Here is a 19888-nt window from a genome sequence, read left to right on the forward strand (position 1 = left end):
GGAGAGCAGAGAAAAAGACGACTTCCAAACCCGGATCATGGGATGTTAGTCGTCTTTTTTACTTATTTCTTCGTTGCGGCTTATGTTAATGCTTCACATCGAACGTAGGGCTCTAACACGGAATAGCACTTTTTGATAGCATAGTACTTCTAGGCAGCTTTTGCTTTCATGATGCTGACGATGATCCCCAAAACAAAAAAACCTTCTTCGATTCCCCGCTCATAAAATCAGGGTCATTAAAGAAGGTTTTCAGAGCTCAATCTAAGGCATGCTACTCGACAACAGTAATCCCTTCAGCTGCCTCTAAGAAGAGCCTGCCATCGGAGTATTCAATCCGAATCGGTCCGCTAACAGTCAGGAACTCCAGACTGAACGCTTGCATCCCTTCCGGAATGCGAGGAGCGAACCGCAGCTCCGTCCAGCCCGGCTTCGATGGCGTGAGCCCAAGGATGTGTTCAATCAGTACAGGAATCGGAGAGCTGGCCCATCCATGACATAAGCTGGTGTTCCATTTCTGCTCCTTCCCCCAAGCTTCAAAGCACGAGGTCGCCCCTTCTCGCACCATGTTCACCCAGGAGCGCTCGTCCTCACACGTGATCAGTTCGTACTCCAGCTCGGTCTTCCCGTGAGCAGCGAGTGCTTTAAGAAGGAAATAGGACATGTACACGCCACAGCTTAGTCTTTTCTCAGCGATCAAGGAAACTAGAGTGTCAATCGAGTCGGAAGGAGCCATATCAAACAACAGCGGGAAAATATTCGCGTGAAGCGAGCTATGGTCCGATTGTACAGCATCCGCGAACAGCTTCGTTTCCGGACGGTAAAAGGCGTTGGCAAAGGCTTGCTTCAGGGTCTGCAGCTCATCCTCATAAGGAATGTTCAAGATGTCACGAATCGCTTGAACGGTTTGGATGCAGCCGTAATAAAACACATTGATCACATTATGACAGCCGTCGCTTACCGGCCGGGTTAAAGGGAAATCGTAGCCGTCCCGTAAATTATCCGGCCAATCGACCAGATTCCATTTTTCCTTGACGTTTTCGAGAAGCCCGTCCTCCCGGGCGTATTTCTTGAAATACGCGAGGATGCCCTCGGCGATGGGGTACATCTCCTCAAGGAACTCGCGGTCGGCGCTGTGCTGATAATAGGTTAGGAGCTGCATCGGCCATTGGAGCGAGAAGTCTGCAATCTCCTGCATGAAATTGCCCGGGGCAACTGCGAGCAGCCCAGGGCATACCTCTACCGATCGCGCAAAGTCGCGGATCGCCTTTTTAAACAAGCGCATATCTCCGCTTATATACATATGAGTGTGACCTATAATCGTGTTGTCGCCCAGATACTGCCCCTTCTCACGGGTAGGACAGTCGACGTAGTTCTCCTGCGCGCAAAGTTGAACGCCCAGCTTGCACATGTCCCAGATTTGCTTCAGCATCCGGTCCTTCGAATCGAAGCGGCATGCGGCTTCGTCCAGCGGGTAGTGCCGGACGATGGCAGCAAAGCTGTCCTCTCGCATGACCCCTGCGGGCCCGATCAGCTCCACATATCGGAACGCTTTATACTCGTAAGGCTCAAGCGTGTCCTCTTGACCCGATAAGGTCCAGGTTTCCACGTAAGTACAGTTGCAGCGCATATCATATCTGACGGAACGTCCTCCCTGCTGCAGCTCCTCCCCGAAGCGCAGCTCTATCTGCTGCCCCGGCTCTCCGCAGGCTTTCAGCTCGAATTGTCCGGTAATTTCATGACCGAAATCGATCAAATAGTGACCTTCCGCCAATCGAATCACGTTTTGAATACCGTCATAATCGTAAAGCATATACCGTAAGGACCAAATAATCGGATACACCGTTAAACCCACGAACAGGACCAAATTCGGGAGCAGCATGGCATAGAGCTGACGGTTCGGAAAGAACCTTCGTCTGGTAGATTTCATCGTGCTTTCACCTCAGCAAGTTCTTATGGACTATAAGGGAAGGAAGAAGATTGCGCTTTCATTCCTTTCTACATTTGAACTATATCATGTAGGCCCTAACGTGATAATCGAAAAAATGAAGGTTCCATGTATAAAAAAAAGCGGTATTTTGTTTGTTACAGCACTTATCCACTGATCGTCAGCGCATCCTCATTACACGTATAAACAAAAAGAGCGAATTTTGCGCGTATTCTTCTGCCCTGGGCGAATGGGTCGAATCGGCAAAATGTTTTTGCGAATCAGCGCTTCAACATCGTTCATTTTCGGGCAAAAAAAAGAGCGGGCTATCTTTCGATAACCTGCTCTTTTTCTTTATTTTTGGCTCTGTACCCTAACTTAATGACAATGGCTCTGCGAGCCCGTGATCCTCCATTTAGCAAATATTCAACCCCATTCTTCCTTCAGCCGGCGAACGCACCATTCACTCTTTCGAAGAACTTCCGTACCAGTGATTCGCTTCCTTCAAAACCTGCTCGCCGCCCGCTTCCATAAACGCCTTGACGAACACATCAAAATAATCGACGGGCATATCCCCCGTAATGATGGACATATAAGCCTTGTTGCGAAGCTTGATCAGGTCCGGACTGTACTGATTTAGGGAAGGTAAGGAAACCTTCAAAGCATTGTAAACCCCATGCTTATCCAGCCCAAGCGTGGAGGCCCATTTCTCCCTCCGGCCTTTAGGCGGCTCTGGAACCATCATGCCGATATTGGCGCCGATGTGATTTGTATAATTGACCCTCTTGTCAAACGGCGGCAGGATGACGACATCGTCCTTAGCAGGTCCGGCCCACTTCCAATGCTGTCCTTGGATTCCGTATTTCATCGTCATGTTCGCTTCCAGATCAGGGTTCGCGCTGACATAATCGAGAATTTCGAGAATTTTGGCCAGCTTTCCGGGCTCGTTTATCGCATGTGCCCCGATAGCCGTATAGCTCATCAGCCTGTCATAGGCCTTGGATCCGCTCTTTCCAAGCGGTCCGGTCACGGGTTGTCCGAAGGTGATCCTGGCCTTGTCGTTCTTTCGGATAAGCTCTAACGCATTGAACGCCGCTTCGACCGGAACCTCTTCGCCTTTGTCGCCTACAACGTTATAGTCGCCGGCTTGAACCCAGTGATAGTAGTTGCCCATCGAGGTCATCCCGACTCGGCCATGAATAAAGGCATGGGACAAGTGCTTATAGCCGCCCATGTTTTCGCCGGTGACGAACTCGGGATCAATGACGCCGTCTCTATACCACTTTTGCAAATACCGGAGCGCTTCTTTCATCTCCGGCTCTAGCGCCCCGATGACGAGACGTTGATCCTTTTCCGCAAAATATAGCTGCTCGGTGAACACCATCTGTCCGAACGCGCCGAATACAACGTTCATCCCTTCGCTAGAGAGGCCATACGTATCGTGCCTGCCGTTGCGATCCGGATCATCGCGGGTGAAGGCATACATCACCTTCTCGAACTCCGCCAAGGTTGCGGGAGGCTGAAGGCCAAGCTCCTTCAGCCAATCCTCTCTGTACACAACGGGAACCCGGTATTGATTGGTCGCATTGACAACCGGAATGCCATACTGTTTCCCTTCAATCCGACCATATTCCATATATCCCGGAGCATAGGCATGGATGACCCGGGTCAGGTTCGGCGCATATCGCTCCAGCATGCCCTGCGGGATTTCGGCGAGCACATGCTGATTCCGGTACTTCAGGAGATCATACGACTGCCGGATTCGGAACAGGTCGGGGATTTCGCCCTGTGCCAGCTTGAGATCCAGCAGCGCTTCATAGTTTGTATTTTCAAGATTCCAAATATCCAGATCCACATTGAATTTCTCTTCCAGAACCCGAATCATTTCCGCATCCTCGGGGACCGCCTCATTCAGGTGCATCGTCCACGAAATTTTATACCGCTTGTCCTGCGTGAGTTCCGGTGAATCCGAAGAGACCTCGACCTCCAGTTTCTGTTCATCTGACGCACGGCAAGCCGTTAATAGAAGAGCCAATCCTAGCAGGATAAGCTCCCATCGGCGACTAAGAACCATTTTCATAAGCGAGCCTGACCTTTCCTAGTAAAGAAATGGCTACCCGTGCTTCAACATACTCCGGACATAATGTTTAGGCGTGCATCCATTCATTTCCTTAAACTTTTTAATAAAGTAGGCCGGTGTTCCATAACCGACAGCACTCGCAATCTGCTCAACGGTCAGGCTGTTATTCTTCATCAGCTCCAGTGCCCCCTCCATCCGTTTCTGCGTGACGAACTCCGTATAGCCGATTCCCGTTTCTTCCTTGAAAATTTTGCTCAGGTATTTCGGGCTTAAAAAGACCTTCGCCGCAACCGCGTCCAGCGAAAGATCTTCCGATAGGTGCGAGCAGATATAATGTTTGACAGCTTCTATGCTATCCATGGCCCGCTCGTCACTGCGCTTCTCCAGATGGCCGTAACACTCGGCTATGGACGAAACCAGCCATTCCCGGAAGTTATGGATGTCATAGATGGAATGGTATTGCTTGTATACATCGATCTGAAAGGGACCGGCATGCTTAAACCTCGTGTTTTTCAAAAAATCGGCGTACATCGAGATCATATGCCTGAGCATAAATTGACCGTAATCCGCCGCATACGTGCCTTCCTTCAATTCTCTCAATAAATTGTCGATCGCGACGGTCACGCCATCCAAACTTCTGGCTTGCAGCTTTTCTTTAAATTTCAATAGAACGGATTGCGGGATTTCCAGATGGCTATGTTCCCGGTTCAACAGGCTGAATTCCCGAATAATCGAAGCTTCCGGGAAGAAAAAACCGTATTTAATCAAAATCTGCGCGGCGGCAAAGCTTCGATGCACCCCAGTCCATTCATCTTCCCATATGCCCCATGCGATTTTAAAATCAAGCCCAAACTGAGCCTTGACATCTACTAAAATCTGGTTCGATATTGACTCCAGCAAGGCGTCTTTCGGATGATGCGCACATACAATCACGACAATTTTGCGATCCGGCAGCTCTTCCGCAATCAAGTGCGCTTCCTCCATACCGGCTGCTTCCAATTGATTGATCAGCTTGTACATGGCATACTGATTCGCCTTGGAGCCAAGCTCCCTGAAGCCTTTGCTTACCGGGTCGATCACCATGCAGCAATAGCTGGAGAAGTCCATCGATAAGTTCAGCGATAAGAGCTGTTCTTCCAGCTCATCGGCCTTGTAGCCGTTTCGGAGCATATTCAGCACGACATTGTGCTTGATCACCGGTTTATTGGCCTGAAGCGTCTCCTCCAGGCTGCTTACCTTGCTGCTCAGCTTATGAATGGCCGTATCGATCAGCGCGTACTCATTATGCCGGGTTTCGGAAGGATGGTCGAACAAGCCTTTAATTTTGCTCATTAACCGCTTGATCGGAGAATAGCTGACGACGGTGAAAACACCGGAGAGAACCATGCCAATGAGGATGGCGAGCAAGCAGATAAGCAAGATGACCTTCTGCAACACGATGGACTTTTCATAGAAGCTGTTTTCCTGAATGACATTGTAGATTTTCCACCCGGTGGACGGAAGTTTATGGTGGGATACGACATAGTCGGTATCCTCGATAGTTTCGTTGTAGCTTTGCGCATCGGCTTGGGAGGCAAGCATGTTTGCGATTCGTGCAGGCTCTGCGGCCCTGCCCCCGAGTAAAGTTTTATCTGCCGCCGACATCACGGTTCCCTGCTGATCGATCAGGTAGGTGTTTGGATAGTCAGCTGGCATCATTTGCCGGAGAATGCCGCTAAAAGCGGATTCTTTGATATCGATACCGATCATCAGGTCGGAGCCTTCGCCCGCCGAATTGAACGGATAGCTATGGGCATACGTAATGAGCGGCTCCTTCCTGTTACTGCCGGAAACGCTCGCATAGATATCCTGGGGCACCATGCGCGGCTCGGTCCACAGATAGCTGCTCTTGGCACGCTGCAGCCTGTCGATCCACCCCATCGTTTGGTAGACTTCACTGCGCGTATCAACCCCGTATTTCAGCCCGTACAGGGAGGAGATCATGACGTCAGTGCCCGGATAGTACAAATGAATCGCATGCACAAGGTCCGAATTCGTAATGACCTTCTGCTTCAACAGATCCTGAATATCAAGGATGGTACTGGTTTGTCCTTGAAAAGAACCCCTCGCCGCGTCGATATTCAGCGTCTTTCCGAGTGTCATATCCAAATAAATCTTATTGACCCGCTCGACAACGGCAGATTCCATAGTATGGGCCGCGTTTTTTAGCATCAGCTGGTTCTTGCTTCGGATTTCTTCGTTATAGTTTCGAGGGACGATCATATAGAATATGGAACACAGCAAGAGAACGACGATAATGACGATCGTCAGATAAGAAATGGCCAAGTTGGCAAACACGGTGTTCATCCTTCTCATCACTTTCATCTCTTTCCCTTCCTTCCATCTTCCAATTATACATCATCAAAATGAAGGGTTTGGTCCATTTACAGAAACTTAACAGCACGCCCGGACAATCGCACTCATGCCGATTCTGCTCTTCGCATCCTGGGTGACGTATCAGGAGCGACGGGCCCGAAACCCTATGCATCGTCCCGGACCGTACGATTTTTATATCATGTGGAAATTGTTCTATTGAGGCGCATCTCCCCGAATGCTAGATTGATGTCGTACCTCAATTTGCTTGGAGAAGGGTGATGGAAGAGAATGCTGACATAGCGACAATAACAATACGAATCGACGATAAACTAAGAGATTGAGAGGGAGGCACTTACACATGAACACAAAAAAAACCTTATCCGCTGCGCTAAGCCTTGCCCTGCTGCTTAATACGATTCCGGCACAAATCGCTAGCGCTGCAGCAGACAGACCAGCCACATCGGCGCAACCGGCTCCTGAAGTATATTCGGCTATTGAGCTGCCATCAACGCCGGACTGGGGGCATTTCATCGATACGTATAAAGGTAATCAAGCGGCGAACAGCTCAGTCGCTTCCAACCCGGCCATCGGCGTGCTATCTCCATTTTTGGAGCTGTGGACGCCCGGAAGCTCCTGGGATAACGGTACCAAGCTGAACAGCGGCGTCCTCGACGCCAATATTCAGAAGGTGGTCGACATTGCCGCCACCCGAACCCCGGCCGAAGCCGAGGCGGCCTATTACGATGACCGCAGAAAGCAAAGCTACGGCGCCATCGAGGGCCTTGGCTCGCTCACCGATGTGTATCGCGCGAAGGCGGGCGCCACGACGACGATCAATGACATCCCGGACGACGCTACCACAAAAAAATACGATGATGGCGGAACAGACGCCGGCGACCCGGACTCGGAGCTCGGCCGGATCGTGACATTGGTCAAAACCTTGCGCGGCAACTATTCGTCCACGAATCCGGCAAAAAATTTCTATAGCTATAAACGCCCGTTCCGCTGGGCCGACACGCCGGTTATCGTTCCCTCTCTGGTGCCTGCCATAAGTAAGACACCCGAAACAGACGGCGGCTTTCCGAGCGGACACACGAATGCCTCTTATCTAAGCGCGTTCGCGATGGCCTACGCTGTGCCGGAGCGCTTCCAGGAGCTGCTGACGCGGGCATCGGAAATGGGTCACAGCCGGGTCGTATCCGGCATGCACTCTCCCCTGGATGTGATGGGCGGAAGGGTAATGGCGACGGCACTGTCGGCTGCCATCCTGGCCGATCCGGACCATGCGGTCGTGAAGAAGGCCGCTTATGAGGAAGCGCACGCGAAGCTGCTCACGCAAACCGGTACGGCAGAGGATCGGTTCAGCGATTATGCCCAGAATAAAGCGCAATATACGGAGCGTTTGACCTACGGCTTCAGCCCGATTGGTGCTGCAACCAAGCCGGTAACGGTGCCGAAGGGCGCCGAGGTGCTGCTGGAAACCCGTCTGCCTTACCTGGTGGACACGCAGCGCCGGGAGGTTCTGGCGACCACCGGCCTTCCTTCCGGTTATCCTGTGCTGGATGACCCCGAGGGCTGGGGCAGGCTGAATCTCTTTGCTGCCGCTGACGGGTATGGCGCCTTCAACCAAGATGTGACGGTGACCATGGACGCATACCAAGTCGGCTTCCATGCTAGCGATCGCTGGCGGAACGATATTTCCGGCACGGGCAAGCTGACCAAAGCGGGATCGGGAACGCTCAAGCTACAGGGCAGCAACTCCTATTCCGGCGGCACGCAGATAAACGGAGGCACGCTCGTAGGCGAGTCCCAGACGGCATTCGGAACAGGCGATGTGACCGTTAACGAGGGAAGCCTGGTTAAACAAGTTTCCGGCAGGATGATCATCGGAGGGGATTATACGCAGTCTGCAGGAGGTACGCTCGAGCTGAGCCTTAGCAGCGCTAGCGATCTGCTTGATATCCAAGGTGCGGTCCGTGCGAACGGCAAATTGCTTCTGAAATTTACGGATCATTACGTGCCTGGCGGCGCAATCACCATCATGACCCATGGCAAGGAGCAGCGGACCGGACAGTTCGCCTCTGTTGAAACAGCAGGCTTGCCAAGCTCGTACAAAGCGAAGCTTAGCTATCAGTCCGATCGTATTCAGGTAACGTTTGACGATGAATCGTCGCCATCCTCAAGCACGGAAGGTTCTTCTTCGCCAGGCGCATCTGCGCCGTCCGTGGATACAAAGCCAGCTGGTGAGAGTACGTTGCCAGCCGTTGTCGAGCCGAATAAGCTAATCCTATCGGTTCCTGCAGCAGTGGACGCTAGCGGGAGAGCCATGGCGAGAGTAGAAGCTTCCCAGCTAAGCGATTTGCTGAATAAGATCAATTCCTTGCCTGAGAAGAGTGATCAACTGGTAGCAGAACTGAAAGTAACCGTCACAGGACAGGCGAAATCGGCAGCGCTCACCCTTTCCAAAGAAGCGATTGTCAAGCTGTCGAATAGCAAAGCGAAGGAAGTCGTCATTACAACCCCGTTCGGAAGTCTGCTGTTTGGCAAAGCCGCGTGGGAGAGCTTGAACCATGCAGCGGGAGAGCAGATCCAGATCGAGCTCGCTTCAGCGGACACAGCAGCTTTCGCTGCCGAAGCCAAACGCCTGATCGGCAAGAGGCCGGCGCTGAAGGTAACCGTTCAATCCGGGGCTTCCTCCATCGCCCGCTTGGACGGCAACAGCATCGAGATTCGCATCCCGTATCAGCCGGCGCAAGGGGAAGACTTGACGGCGCTTGTCATCAGCGAAATCGATACCCATGGTCAGGCTCGTATTCTCCCGCAATCAGGCTTTAGCCAGCGTGATGGACAGGCTCGCTTCCGGACCGATCAGCTCGGCGCCTATGCCGTAAGCTATAACCAAGTGAGCTTCGATGACACGCCAGGGCACTGGGCTAGCAGCTATACGTCTTACCTGGCTGCGCGCGGCATCGCAACCGGCGCCGGCGACAACACGTTCGCTCCCGATGCCAGCATCACGCGAGCCGAATTTTCCAAAATGCTGGCGGGCCTCGCTCATGCCGATGTATCCAGCGATTCATCTTCGGTATTCGCCGATGTCCAAGCAAACGATTGGTATATGCCATATGTCGCTTGGGGTTCCAAGCATAACCTAATCCAAGGGGATGCCAATCAGCAGTTCCGGCCGAATGCCCCGATCAGCCGCGAAGAATTGTCCGTCATGCTAAGCAGGTTTGCCGATCTGACCGGCTATACCTTGCCAGTCGCTGTCGATGACGCCGGCTTTACCGACCGGCAGCAGATCAGCTCTTGGGCGGCTGATGCCGTCAGCGCCTTGCATCAAGCGGGCTTCATTGTCGGCAAGGGCAATCAGCAGTTTGACCCGCAGGGCCTTGCAACAAGAGCGGAGGCCGCGAAGCTGTTGACGATGTTCCTTCAAGGAATAATGAAGTAAAAAAAGCTAGCATCCATCGTACGCCAATAAAACCTTCTTTAATTCCCTGTCCGTCTCATCAGGGTCATTAAAGAAGGTTTTGTTCCCTATCCAACCGATAGCTGTTGTCATTGGTGTCATCGGATATGCTTCGCCTCTCGGCCTTATCCCTTCACCGCTCCCGCCGCAATACCTTCAACGATCCGGTTGCTCAGCAGCACGAACGCAAGGAGAATCGGCAGAATGCTGATCATCAGCGTAGCTCCGATCGCCCCCCAGTCTGTCGTGTACTGGCCGATAAAGTTCTGCACGCCAACCGTTAATGTTTTATGCTCATCGGAGCTAATGAACGTATTCACAAAAATAAATTCGTTCCAATTATAAATCATATTAATGATAACCGCCGTCGACATAACCGAAGCGGTCATAGGCAGCGTGATGCTGAAAAACAAGCGGTTCACGGAGCAGCCGTCCATGATCGCGGCCTCTTCCACCTCGCGCGGGAGCGTGTAGTAGAAGCCCATCAGGATCATGATCGTAATGGGCAGATTAAAGGCGATATAGGTCAGCAGAATCGACAGCGGATTATCGATCAAATTCGCTTTCGTAAAGAGACTGAAGAGCGGAATAAGAGTCGAATGCACCGGAATCATAAGTCCAACCATGAATAGGCCCAGCGTGAGAGAGCGGAGCTTCCAGCTCATCCGCGTAACCGTGAAGGTGACGAAGCTGGCAAGCAGCACCGTCCCCACAACCGCCGCCACCGTGATCCAGACACTGTTTGCAAAATAGCTGCTGATATTCCCCTGGTCCCACACCTTCGCATAATTTTCCCATCGCAGCCTCTCCGGAAGCGCGAAAGGAGCGAGGTTGAAGATTTCCTCATTATTTTTCAGCGAGAACAAAAACAGCCAGAGGAGGGGAAGCACCTGGATGGCGGCTACGACCGTCAGGACGGCATAGAGCACGCCATAGCCGATCCTTGCAGATACTCTTGTCATTGGAACTCCTCCTGATTACGAATATTGAATGTCGTCCTTGGCGGCTGTCGCCCTGCGAATAAGCCAGGTCATGACCAGGCAGATCACGAGCAGGAAAAAGGCAATCGCGCTCGCGTACCCAAAGTCGTAGCCCCGGAACGCTTTGCGATACATATAGGAGGCCATAACCTCGCTCGCCCCGTTCGGGCCTCCGCCCGTCATGACGTAGATCAGATCGAAATACTTCAGCGACCCGACCACCGCCAGCACAACCGTTACCTTGAACACCTCGGCAATCAACGGGATGCGGATCGACATGGCAAGACGCAGCGGGCCGGCGCCGTCGATGCGCGCGGACTCGATCAGCGAGGCGGGCACATTTTTCAATGCCGCATAGTAAATGAGAATGTAGAACCCGGCATACTGCCAAAGAATGGGGACAAAGATCGCATACAGCACGATCGACGTATCGGACAACCATTCCGGCGGCTGCTCGACTCCCAGCGACGACAGCATGAGGTTCAGGACACCGCTTGTCGGATGGAAAATTTTCAGCCATAACTGCGCGATGGCCACCGAGGACAGCAGCATCGGAATCAAGTACACCTTGCGAAAAAAATTCGTGCCGCGGATTGGCGCGGACAGCACAAGCGAAACAGCCAAGTAGAGGAGCAGGCTAATAGCGGAAAAGACGGCTAGCAGGAAGGAGTGCTTGACGCTCTCCCAAAACAACTTGTCCTGCAGCAATTCGGCGTAGTGGTTAAGGCCGATGAAGCTCATTTTCCCGACGCCGTCCCATTCCATCAGACCGTAGTAGCCGGTCATAACGATCGGTATGTAAATAAGCGTAACCACGAGAAGCAGCGAAGGGATGACGTACAATGCGATTATTTTTTTATTCGACATCACTTTATCCATCTGCTCTCTCACTCCCTTCTATGGACAGAAACAAGGACATATCCTCTGAACAAGATATGCCCTTGCTCCTCTCGCGGATTACTTCGCTTCCTTGGCTAGCGCATCCTCATGGTTCTTCGCGAAGTCTTCCGGCGTGACCGCTTTGCCGAACAGCGCTTGAATCATGTTGAGGTGAACCTCTGCGGAAGCAGGCTTCATCTGCACATCGGCGAACAGGGTGATGCTGCTCGCTTTATTCAGCTCGTTCAGCAGGTCTATGTACATATCCGGCAGCTTCACCTTCGACGTATCGACCTTCGTTGCGGGGATGACTCCGGCCTCGGTGATCGCTTTGTCGCCCCACTTCTGTACGAAGTAGCTGACAAATTTCTTCGCTTCGTCCTGCACCTGCGAGTTCTTGGAGACGTACAGCCCGACGCCCGGTCCGCCTACCCAGCTCTCGACATTGCCTTTGCCGCCGTCTACCGTCGGGAATTTGAAGAAGCCTATCTGATCCTTGAACGCTTGGGGAACGTCTTTATTCGTCGTATAGTTCGGCAGCTCCCACGTACCCATCAGGTACATCGCGGCTTTGCTGTTCATGAACTCCGCTTTGCCTTCGTCATTCGAGAGGCCGTTGAAGCCTTTATTGAACGCATTCATATCCACGAGACTGGCGACTTCGGCAGCCGACCGAATGAGGCTTGGATCGTTGAAGGTGCCGGAGCGGTCAATCGCCTTCTTCAGCGTCTCCGGTCCGCCGACGCGGTCAGCCAGGTACATGTACCAGAGCGAGCCGGTCCAGCGATCCTTGTTGCCGAGCGCGATCGGCGCGACGCCGTTGGAGCTGAGCGTTTTGACGATATGTTTAAATTCGTCGTACGTCTTGGGCGGCTGCAGATTGTACTTGGCGAAGATCGCCTTGTTGTAGTACACCGGCACAATATTCAGCTCGACCGGCAGCGCATACGTTTTGCCGCCAAATGCATAAGCATCGGTCGTCCCATTGACGAATTTGTCCTTCAGCTCGCCTTGGAGGAGGTCGTCGAGAGGTGCGAACATATCGCCTTTTACATACGGCTCCATATAGCCGGCCGCCCAGGTGAAGCCGATGTCCGGCAGCTTGTTGGAAGCCGAGAGCACCTTCATTTTGCTTTTGTACTGCTCGTTCTCCAGCACTTCCTGATCAATCGTCACGTTCGGATTCGCCGCTGTATAGTCTTTGATGATATCGTTTACAATTTTGTTCTGGGTCGCCGAGCTGCCGGCCGGCCACAGGTGCATCAGCTTGATGGTGACCTTCTTCTCCGGTGCGGCGGCTCCCGCCGGGGTGCTGCCTGGTGAAGATGACGCGCCCCCGCTGCCGTTCGTTGCGGTATTCGAGCCGGAACAGCCCGAAAGCACAAGCGCAGAGCTCAGCATAGCGGTTAACGTCCATGTAAGCGTTCTTTTATCCATATCAACCTCGTCCCCCTGACATCAATTTATTCCTGCAAAGGTAATTATAACGCTTACAAATAGACGGCAGGAGGGCACAGCGTTCGGGAAAAATTCCACGATTTTTAGATTTTCCAGTCCTCTTCCCCGGTTACAGCCGTTTGCTTCCGGTATTGAGTCGGGCTTATTCCCTCGTAATCCTTGAACAGCTTGATAAAATATTTCGCCGTCTGATAGCCCACCCTATCCGAGATGTCGGCAACGGGAATCCTCGTTTGGACGAGCAGCTCTTTCGCCTTCTGCAGCCGCTTCCTTGTGACGTATTCGCTGAAGGTAAGGCCGGTCTGTTCTTTAAATAGGGAGCTGAAGTAGCTCGGGTTCAGATGAATTTGCGCTGCGATGTCGCTCATGCCAAGCGGCTCATGCAGCTGCTCCTCGATAAACTGAACGGCTTGCCGGATGGGTGGGCTGTACTGCTTCGTCTCCGCCTTCGCGTGCATCAAGAGCGGATCGACCAGCTTCTCCATCGTCTCGACGCGCTCCCGCTGCTCCTGCGCATGAATCGCTTCCTCTACAGCTTCAATCAGCTTGCGCTTATGTACCGGCTTAAGCAAATAGTTGACGACGCCAAGCTGAATAGCCGATTGCGCATATTGAAAATCCGCATAGCCGGAAATGACGATCGCAACAGGCCGATGGCCTCTGCTCCGGATGACCTCCATGACCTCCAGTCCGCTTACCTCCGGCATGCGAATATCGGTTAAGAGAAGATGGACGGCGCGGCTTTCCAGAAGCTCGATGGCCTCCGTACCGTTGGCGGCGCAAATAATATGGTAACGGCCTGTCGACCAGGCCTCGAGCGTTTTGCGGATGCCTTCGCGGGTGAGCGGCTCGTCATCCACGACCAGAATAGTTTTGACCCCCTGCATGCTCCTTGTCCCCCTTCCTCATACAAATGTAATGGGTATGCCTATTAACAGCTTTAGGAGACGAATGCCGATTCTTGCTCCTCCTCCAGCGGGATATCGAAGCTGACGCTTGTCCCCCGACCCGGAGCGCTAGAAATCGTCAGCCGCCGATTCGCCGTGGTCAACTGCGGATAATAAAGTTGCAGCCGTCGCTCGACGTTCGAAATCGCCATGCCGCTCCCTTTGCGCGAGAACTCATCCGCCCCCTGTGCCATCGATTCCTTGATGCGTTGGAGCGCTTCTTCGCCGATGCCCGGACCGTCATCGCTAACGGTAATTCGCAGCGCCTGCGGAGGGCTCTTCGTCAACTCGACGCGGACTTTCACGATTCCTTTGCCTGTCTTGCCTTCAATGCCGTGAAGAATCGCATTTTCGACAAGCGGCTGAATCAGCAGCTTCGGCAGTCGAAGATGAGAATGGCCTGCTTCCGCCTCGATCAACCAATCCAGCCGGTCCCCGAAGCGAACGCCCATGATGCGGAGATACCGCTCGACATGGTCAAGCTCGTCGCGCAGCGTGACCCATTCGCTCTGATTCGGACCGCCGATCACATAGCGGAATAAATCGGACACGTCGATGATCAGCTCGGACATGTCTTCTTCGCCTTTCTCCTGCAGAGACCAATAGACAGCCTCCAGCGTGTTATACAGGAAATGGGGGTTAATCTGCGCCTGAAGCGCCTGCAGCTCAATGCGGCTTTGGATGATCTCCTTTTCGTAGACGAGCTTGATCAGCTCATTCATGTTCTCGACCATGTGATTGTAGGTCGTATTGAGGTCTCGCAGCTCAAGTGTATACGTCATCGCAGGGTTAGGCGTCAGCACGCCTTGGCGCGTATTCCGCATCGCCTTCATCAACCGCAGAAGCGGCCGAGTAATCATCGTCGACAGCAGGAACGACAGGATGGCGAACAAGATGAGCCCAAACGAACCCGAGGCAAGGATCGCCACGCGAAGCACGGAGATCCCGTCCGTAATGGCCGTCACCGGGTAGAGCAGCATGAGCGTCCAGCCCGTCTGCTCAGACTGCTGTTTCACGAGCAGGTAGCGACGATCCGCGAGCGTGACCGTCTGCGACTCCGACTCCAGAAGGCCGCTCCAGTCCGCCTGGACGCTGTCGTCTGACACGATCGGCCGGCCCGCTTGATCGGCGAGCAGCATGAACTCGGGGTGGTCGGAGCCCGCTGCCGGGTCCTGGAAGTTGAAATCATGCCGGTCCAGCCGCACGAGCACATATCCCCCGTTCGAGAACCACCGGTCGAACAGACCGATGCGCCGTATCGCCAGCACCGAATTGTCGTCCTTCGGATCGACGCCTATCCAGACGAGCCTTCCCTTCCCCCGGTCTGCGCGTTCGACCCAGCTTGGCTCCACACGATCGGTGAGCTTCCGATCGCCCAGCGGATACACGCGGAGCTGATCGGTCGTATACACCTCCACGCTGCTGACTTTGCTGTAATTTTGAATATGATTCGCAATCTGACTAAACGATTGCCGGTCGCTGAAGCTGAGTTCTTCGCCCTGTACCATCGACAGCAGCAGGGCTTGCATATGCGCATCATTGACCGCTTGGAGCGTCAGCATATCGATCTGCGAGATAAATGCATCGAGCCGCCCGTTCGCCTGGACCGCGGTCTGCTTCATCTGGTCCCCCGCTTTATCCTTCAATAGCGTAGACACCGATCTGAACGTCACGATCCCGGCGGAAACAAGCACGATGAGCATCACCAGCACGAATCCCGCGAGCATCTGATTGCGCAGCGTGTTCCACGTCCCTATCCAGCGCCACATGTACGACCCGCTCCTTTTTGTGATCGATTTACATTCATGCCATTTAGTGAGACTTGCCTTCTATTATAGTTCCAGAAGTATCCATGATGAAAGTAAAGATGTTGACTTCTCAAAGCTCCAGCAGCCCTAGTCCGGTTGTTATCGGATTAGGGCTGTTCATCCTCCGTTCTTGTCAGTTCGCTTTCAGACCTAATTGGTAGAACTCATTCGGATTATGGAAGAACCAATCCAACGCTAGACGCTTGGCCTCCTCTAGGTCGATCCAGCCGATGTCAACCATATCACTTAGCGCATACGCTACATTATCACGGGCCATTAATGAAAAGCCGCTTACGCTTCCTTCTGCATGTTAAAATCGGCATTAACCATATCCGACCATAGATATCCGGATATTTGGCGAATGAACGGATCTGCTTCAGCAAGCACCCCGCTATGATGTTCATGTGTGTTAATGACCGATATAGTATCAAGGTAATTACGCAATTCTATATGTTTTGGTTGGCTTCAGCATGCGTTTCCCTCCTATACGCTATTCAATTGAAAGATAAGTTCTATATCCATTTGTTTTTTCCTGCATTGGACGGTTGAAAAGGGTACGCAAGAAAATAAAATCTTGTTAGCCTTTAGCATTATTGGGAAAACTAATCAAGATCTAAGTTCAAGGAGGAGATAGATATGGACAAGCAAATGAATTACGGAAGTGATTATAAGTACATTCCCGTCACTTCCATTGAGAGCGGGATAGGCACAGAGGTATTACCGGACCTGTTCAGCCACACCATACAAATAGTCAACATTCATTTGATCGGTCAACCCAAAACAACAGAATTTGTATTGGTTGATGCGGGGATGCCTGATTCGGCCGAGGAAATCATCTCGGTTGTCGAAAGCCGCTTTGGAGCAAACAGTCGTCCAAAGGCGATTATTTTAACTCATGGACATTTTGATCATGTGGGAGCTGTGATTGAGTTAGTGAACCGATGGGAAGTCCCTGTGTATGCTCATGAGCTAGAGCTGCCTTTCTTAACAGGAAATAGGAGTTACCCAGAGCCAGATCCGACTGTTGAAGGCGGTATGGTAGCAAAAATGTCGCCATTGTTTCCTAATGAACCCATTAATCTGGGGAATAATATACATCCATTGCCTTCCGATGGGTCTGTACCTGCTATGCAAGGGTTTAAATGGATTCATACCCCTGGACACTCGCCAGGTCATGTATCCTTATTTAGGGAAACCGATAAATCGTTAATTGCAGGAGATGCTTTTGTGACGGTCAAACAAGAATACCTCTATAAAGTTATAACACAAGAACAAGAAATTAGCGGTCCTCCAAGATATTTGACTACAGATTGGAAATCCGCCAAGGAATCTGTCATTAAGCTAGCGGCACTAAAACCAACGGTCGCCGTTACTGGACATGGACTGCCAATGTCAGGTGAATTACTAACGGAGAGTTTAAATACTTTGGTTGAACATTTCGATGAAATGGCCAAGCCTGATTACGGAAGGTATGTCAACTAACAGGTATGGCTAGCAGGACCTGTCTTCAGGCCCTGCTACATTCCGGTTCGAGAAAGCGTGCTTGGCAGCAACAGAACTAATAAGATCGGGCTTTGACTTGGGGTTGAAAAACGTAGCGATGCATAAACCACTCCGCAATCCCTAAAACAATAGCAATAGCGAAAATTTCGCCTGTGGTAACATTCCAGCGCATTAAGCTGGCTGCCGCCCAAAGAAATATAAAAGCCAGCAGGCCATCGGAAATAGTGGCGATTAGGTTATTGGTCATACGCAAAATGATTTGATCTCCAACAAAGTAAGCAATGAGGGTTAGGGCTGTTGCTGTAACCAATGCATTCCAAATGGTAATATTCTCTGCAGCATACATCAGCATGAACACAACAATTGCTCCATTGACAATCCACTTCAGCAAAAGCTTCATCATCCTTCGCCCTTTCCATGGTTTGTTTGTCCTATTTTAGCAAGTATTCTTTTCCGCTCCACCCTATCTACTTCGTTTAGTTTTATTGTCTCCAGTGTCCTCCTTCCTATCCCATGCTGAAGCAGCAAATGGAGAAAATAAGATGTATGAGCGAATACTTCTCCCTACTCGTATTTGGCGACACGTTTTCCAACTAACGGCAGTTTTCCTAAATAAGCTATGTTAAAATATGACTTAAAGGGGCATATTTATGGGAAGTGGAGGAGTACCGTATTGAGAAGTGAACAAGAAATGATGAAAGTTCTATTAGATTTTGCTAAAAATGATGATAGGATTCGATTGGTAACTTTGGAAGGTTCGCGTACAAACAAAAATATTCCACCTGATACATTCCAAGATTTTGACATCTCTTACTTTGTAACAGATATTGATTCTTTCAAGGAGAACGATCAATGGCTTTTATTCTTGGGAAATCGTGTTATGATGCAAAAACCTGAGGATATGGAACTATTTCCACCGGAAAGCAATTGGTTTTCATATTTAATGCTTTTTGAGGACGGAACTAAAGTAGATCTAACACTTATTCCTGCTTATGAACTGGAGGCTTACTTCACCAATAGCGACGGTTTAGTTGAAGTGTTGCTAGATAATTAGGAGAGTGGATATCAGGAAATGTGGCAGTCATGAGTTATTTAGACAATATTCAAAAGCTGTATCCGAAAGCCTCGGATATACGTATCCGGATTACGATGAAGCCGTTACTAAGTATACGGATAATGTTTATACTTCTCATATGAATTATTGAAATGACCGCCTTTTAGGCGTTTGCTTTTGAAAGAAAAATCAACATTAAGATTAAATATCCGTAGAGAAGATGATTCTTGCCTGATCAGAGTAGTAAAATACTCCGGCCACTCTACACGTTCTTATATATAAATTCACTAGCGATGCATAAAAGTTAGGATAGTCGTCGAGTCAATGATCTTGAATATCTAGTTATTTGTTTTATAAAAGTAGATTTCATTTTTTTAATTAGCAATTGCTAGTAGCTCGGGGTGATGGTTCACTAAAAAAACTTTCGTGCTAATATCTAGTTTGGTAGACATTTGATTTTCAAAAGGTTTATTTGAATTATACTTTTTTGTAATTTCACCGATTGGATTTTCTAAATTGATTTGGGAAGTAAGTTCAGGTTGTATTGTCCTTTATATAAAAACATTATTGAACGTTAGAAGATCGGCATCTTCATATTGCAATATAATTTTATTATATTGAGCATTTAATTCATTTTCCCTCAGATTCTGCGTATTAAGTAATTTACCATCCTCGAGACTTAGATAAGTTATGACAATACCAATTATCAAGCAAATCAGGAGTGGAGATAAGATTAGGAACAGCTTACGAGTGTTTCTTTTCAAAATAATTCTCCTTTCGAAAAATCCCCGAACCGCTTTTAATTACAAAGGAAATTGCCTCATAATTTGAGCTTCAGCTACCCGTCAAGACCAGCGCCTGTGCTGAAAAACATTTCGTTCACGATCAAGCCCGGTCAAGGCTATGGCGATCTATCTAAGCCTGAGGATCCCGCCGTTCTGGAGGCTGCCGCTTCGCGATCCGGCGCTACAGAAGTCATCGATCAACTTCCCGATGGTTTTGAGACCTTGTTGGGACCCGATGGCAGATTCAGAGCTGTTCAAGCGCTTTGCGGAGCTGTCCTCCGGCAAAATCACGTTCCTCTTCTCACACCGTCTCGGATGCTGCAAACTGGCGGATCACATCCTGGTGCCGAAGAACGGGGAGTTGATCGAGCAGGGTACATACGATTCCTTAATGAAGCGGCAAGGGGGGTACTGCCGGATGTATATGATGCAGGCGTAGGGCTACTTTATACGCGGTGAGAGCGAAACATTGCCGGCGTACTAGAGCCATATTTCATCCCATCTCATTGCTATGATCGTAAGCGTCAAACAGCCCACACCTTGGCAAGAGGATGTGGGCTTGTCTATGATGAGATTATGATTTAAATACGCGTACGGTCAGCGGCAGCGACGGTGACCAAGGCAGCAAGCGGTCCAGGGCTTC

The 19888-nt window shown here is 50.9% G+C and carries 14 protein-coding genes and 1 pseudogene; 5 read left to right on the plus strand and 10 right to left on the minus strand.

The window, feature by feature from the left end; all coding sequences use genetic code 11:
* Positions 1–271: 271 nt before the first annotated feature.
* From GSF01_RS26870 to GSF01_RS26880, 3 genes are all read right to left on the minus strand, one after another.
* On the minus strand, positions 272–1927 hold the full coding sequence (locus GSF01_RS26870) for a family 78 glycoside hydrolase catalytic domain (protein WP_159888348.1): 1656 nt from the start codon (positions 1925–1927) through the stop codon (positions 272–274).
* A 460-nt stretch (positions 1928–2387) separates the two neighbouring features.
* Positions 2388–4004: an extracellular solute-binding protein gene (locus GSF01_RS26875; RefSeq protein WP_159888349.1), complete on the minus strand. Its 1617-nt coding sequence runs from the start codon at positions 4002–4004 to the stop codon at positions 2388–2390.
* A 33-nt stretch (positions 4005–4037) separates the two neighbouring features.
* On the minus strand, positions 4038–6368 hold the full coding sequence (locus GSF01_RS26880; RefSeq protein WP_159888350.1) for an AraC family transcriptional regulator: 2331 nt from the start codon (positions 6366–6368) through the stop codon (positions 4038–4040).
* A gap of 349 nt (positions 6369–6717) precedes the next feature.
* Between GSF01_RS26880 and GSF01_RS26885 the strand changes: the two genes are divergently transcribed.
* On the plus strand, positions 6718–9813 hold the full coding sequence (locus GSF01_RS26885) for an S-layer homology domain-containing protein (protein ID WP_159888351.1): 3096 nt from the start codon (positions 6718–6720) through the stop codon (positions 9811–9813).
* 143 nt (positions 9814–9956) lie between these two features.
* On the opposite strand, the gene GSF01_RS26890 is transcribed toward GSF01_RS26885, so the two are convergent.
* From GSF01_RS26890 to GSF01_RS26915, 6 genes are all read right to left on the minus strand, one after another.
* The gene (locus GSF01_RS26890) at positions 9957–10793 is read right to left on the minus strand and encodes a carbohydrate ABC transporter permease (RefSeq protein WP_159888352.1); all 837 of its coding nucleotides are present in this window, start codon (positions 10791–10793) and stop codon (positions 9957–9959) included.
* Between the two features lie 15 nt (positions 10794–10808).
* A complete protein-coding gene (locus GSF01_RS26895) occupies positions 10809–11690 on the minus strand; it encodes a carbohydrate ABC transporter permease (protein WP_159888353.1) in 882 nt (293 codons plus the stop codon).
* Positions 11691–11768: 78 nt separating this feature from the next.
* Positions 11769–13127 carry an extracellular solute-binding protein gene (locus tag GSF01_RS26900; RefSeq protein ID WP_159888354.1) on the minus strand — a complete coding sequence of 453 codons (1359 nt, stop codon included), beginning with the start codon at positions 13125–13127 and terminating at the stop codon, positions 11769–11771.
* A 104-nt stretch (positions 13128–13231) separates the two neighbouring features.
* The gene (locus GSF01_RS26905; protein ID WP_159888355.1) at positions 13232–14035 is read right to left on the minus strand and encodes a response regulator transcription factor; all 804 of its coding nucleotides are present in this window, start codon (positions 14033–14035) and stop codon (positions 13232–13234) included.
* Positions 14036–14088: 53 nt separating this feature from the next.
* The gene (locus GSF01_RS26910; protein ID WP_159888356.1) at positions 14089–15864 is read right to left on the minus strand and encodes a sensor histidine kinase; all 1776 of its coding nucleotides are present in this window, start codon (positions 15862–15864) and stop codon (positions 14089–14091) included.
* A gap of 172 nt (positions 15865–16036) precedes the next feature.
* Positions 16037–16180 (minus strand): hypothetical protein, encoded by a 144-nt coding sequence (locus tag GSF01_RS26915; protein ID WP_159888357.1) that lies wholly within the window; start codon positions 16178–16180, stop codon positions 16037–16039.
* A 359-nt stretch (positions 16181–16539) separates the two neighbouring features.
* Here GSF01_RS26915 and GSF01_RS26920 point away from each other — a divergent pair, with 359 nt between their 5' ends.
* Positions 16540–17385 carry an MBL fold metallo-hydrolase gene (locus GSF01_RS26920; protein WP_159888358.1) on the plus strand — a complete coding sequence of 282 codons (846 nt, stop codon included), beginning with the start codon at positions 16540–16542 and terminating at the stop codon, positions 17383–17385.
* A gap of 76 nt (positions 17386–17461) precedes the next feature.
* Here the strand turns inward: GSF01_RS26920 and GSF01_RS26925 are convergent, their stop codons facing one another.
* Positions 17462–17809 carry a DUF2512 family protein gene (locus GSF01_RS26925; protein WP_159888359.1) on the minus strand — a complete coding sequence of 116 codons (348 nt, stop codon included), beginning with the start codon at positions 17807–17809 and terminating at the stop codon, positions 17462–17464.
* Between the two features lie 270 nt (positions 17810–18079).
* Here GSF01_RS26925 and GSF01_RS26930 point away from each other — a divergent pair.
* The 3 genes and pseudogenes from GSF01_RS26930 to GSF01_RS26935 form a co-directional block, all read left to right on the plus strand.
* Positions 18080–18454: pseudogene (locus GSF01_RS26930) on the plus strand (aminoglycoside 6-adenylyltransferase); the annotation flags it as partial.
* Positions 18455–18464: 10 nt separating this feature from the next.
* Positions 18465–18611, plus strand: a complete 147-nt coding sequence (locus tag GSF01_RS30505) for an aminoglycoside 6-adenylyltransferase (RefSeq protein ID WP_407945804.1) — start codon at positions 18465–18467, stop codon at positions 18609–18611.
* 752 nt (positions 18612–19363) lie between these two features.
* A complete protein-coding gene (locus GSF01_RS26935; RefSeq protein ID WP_159888360.1) occupies positions 19364–19684 on the plus strand; it encodes a hypothetical protein in 321 nt (106 codons plus the stop codon).
* Positions 19685–19888: the final 204 nt, after the last annotated feature.

The sequence above is a fragment of the Paenibacillus puerhi genome, assembly GCF_009846885.1.
GTDB classification, from domain to species: domain Bacteria; phylum Bacillota; class Bacilli; order Paenibacillales; family NBRC-103111; genus Paenibacillus_G; species Paenibacillus_G puerhi.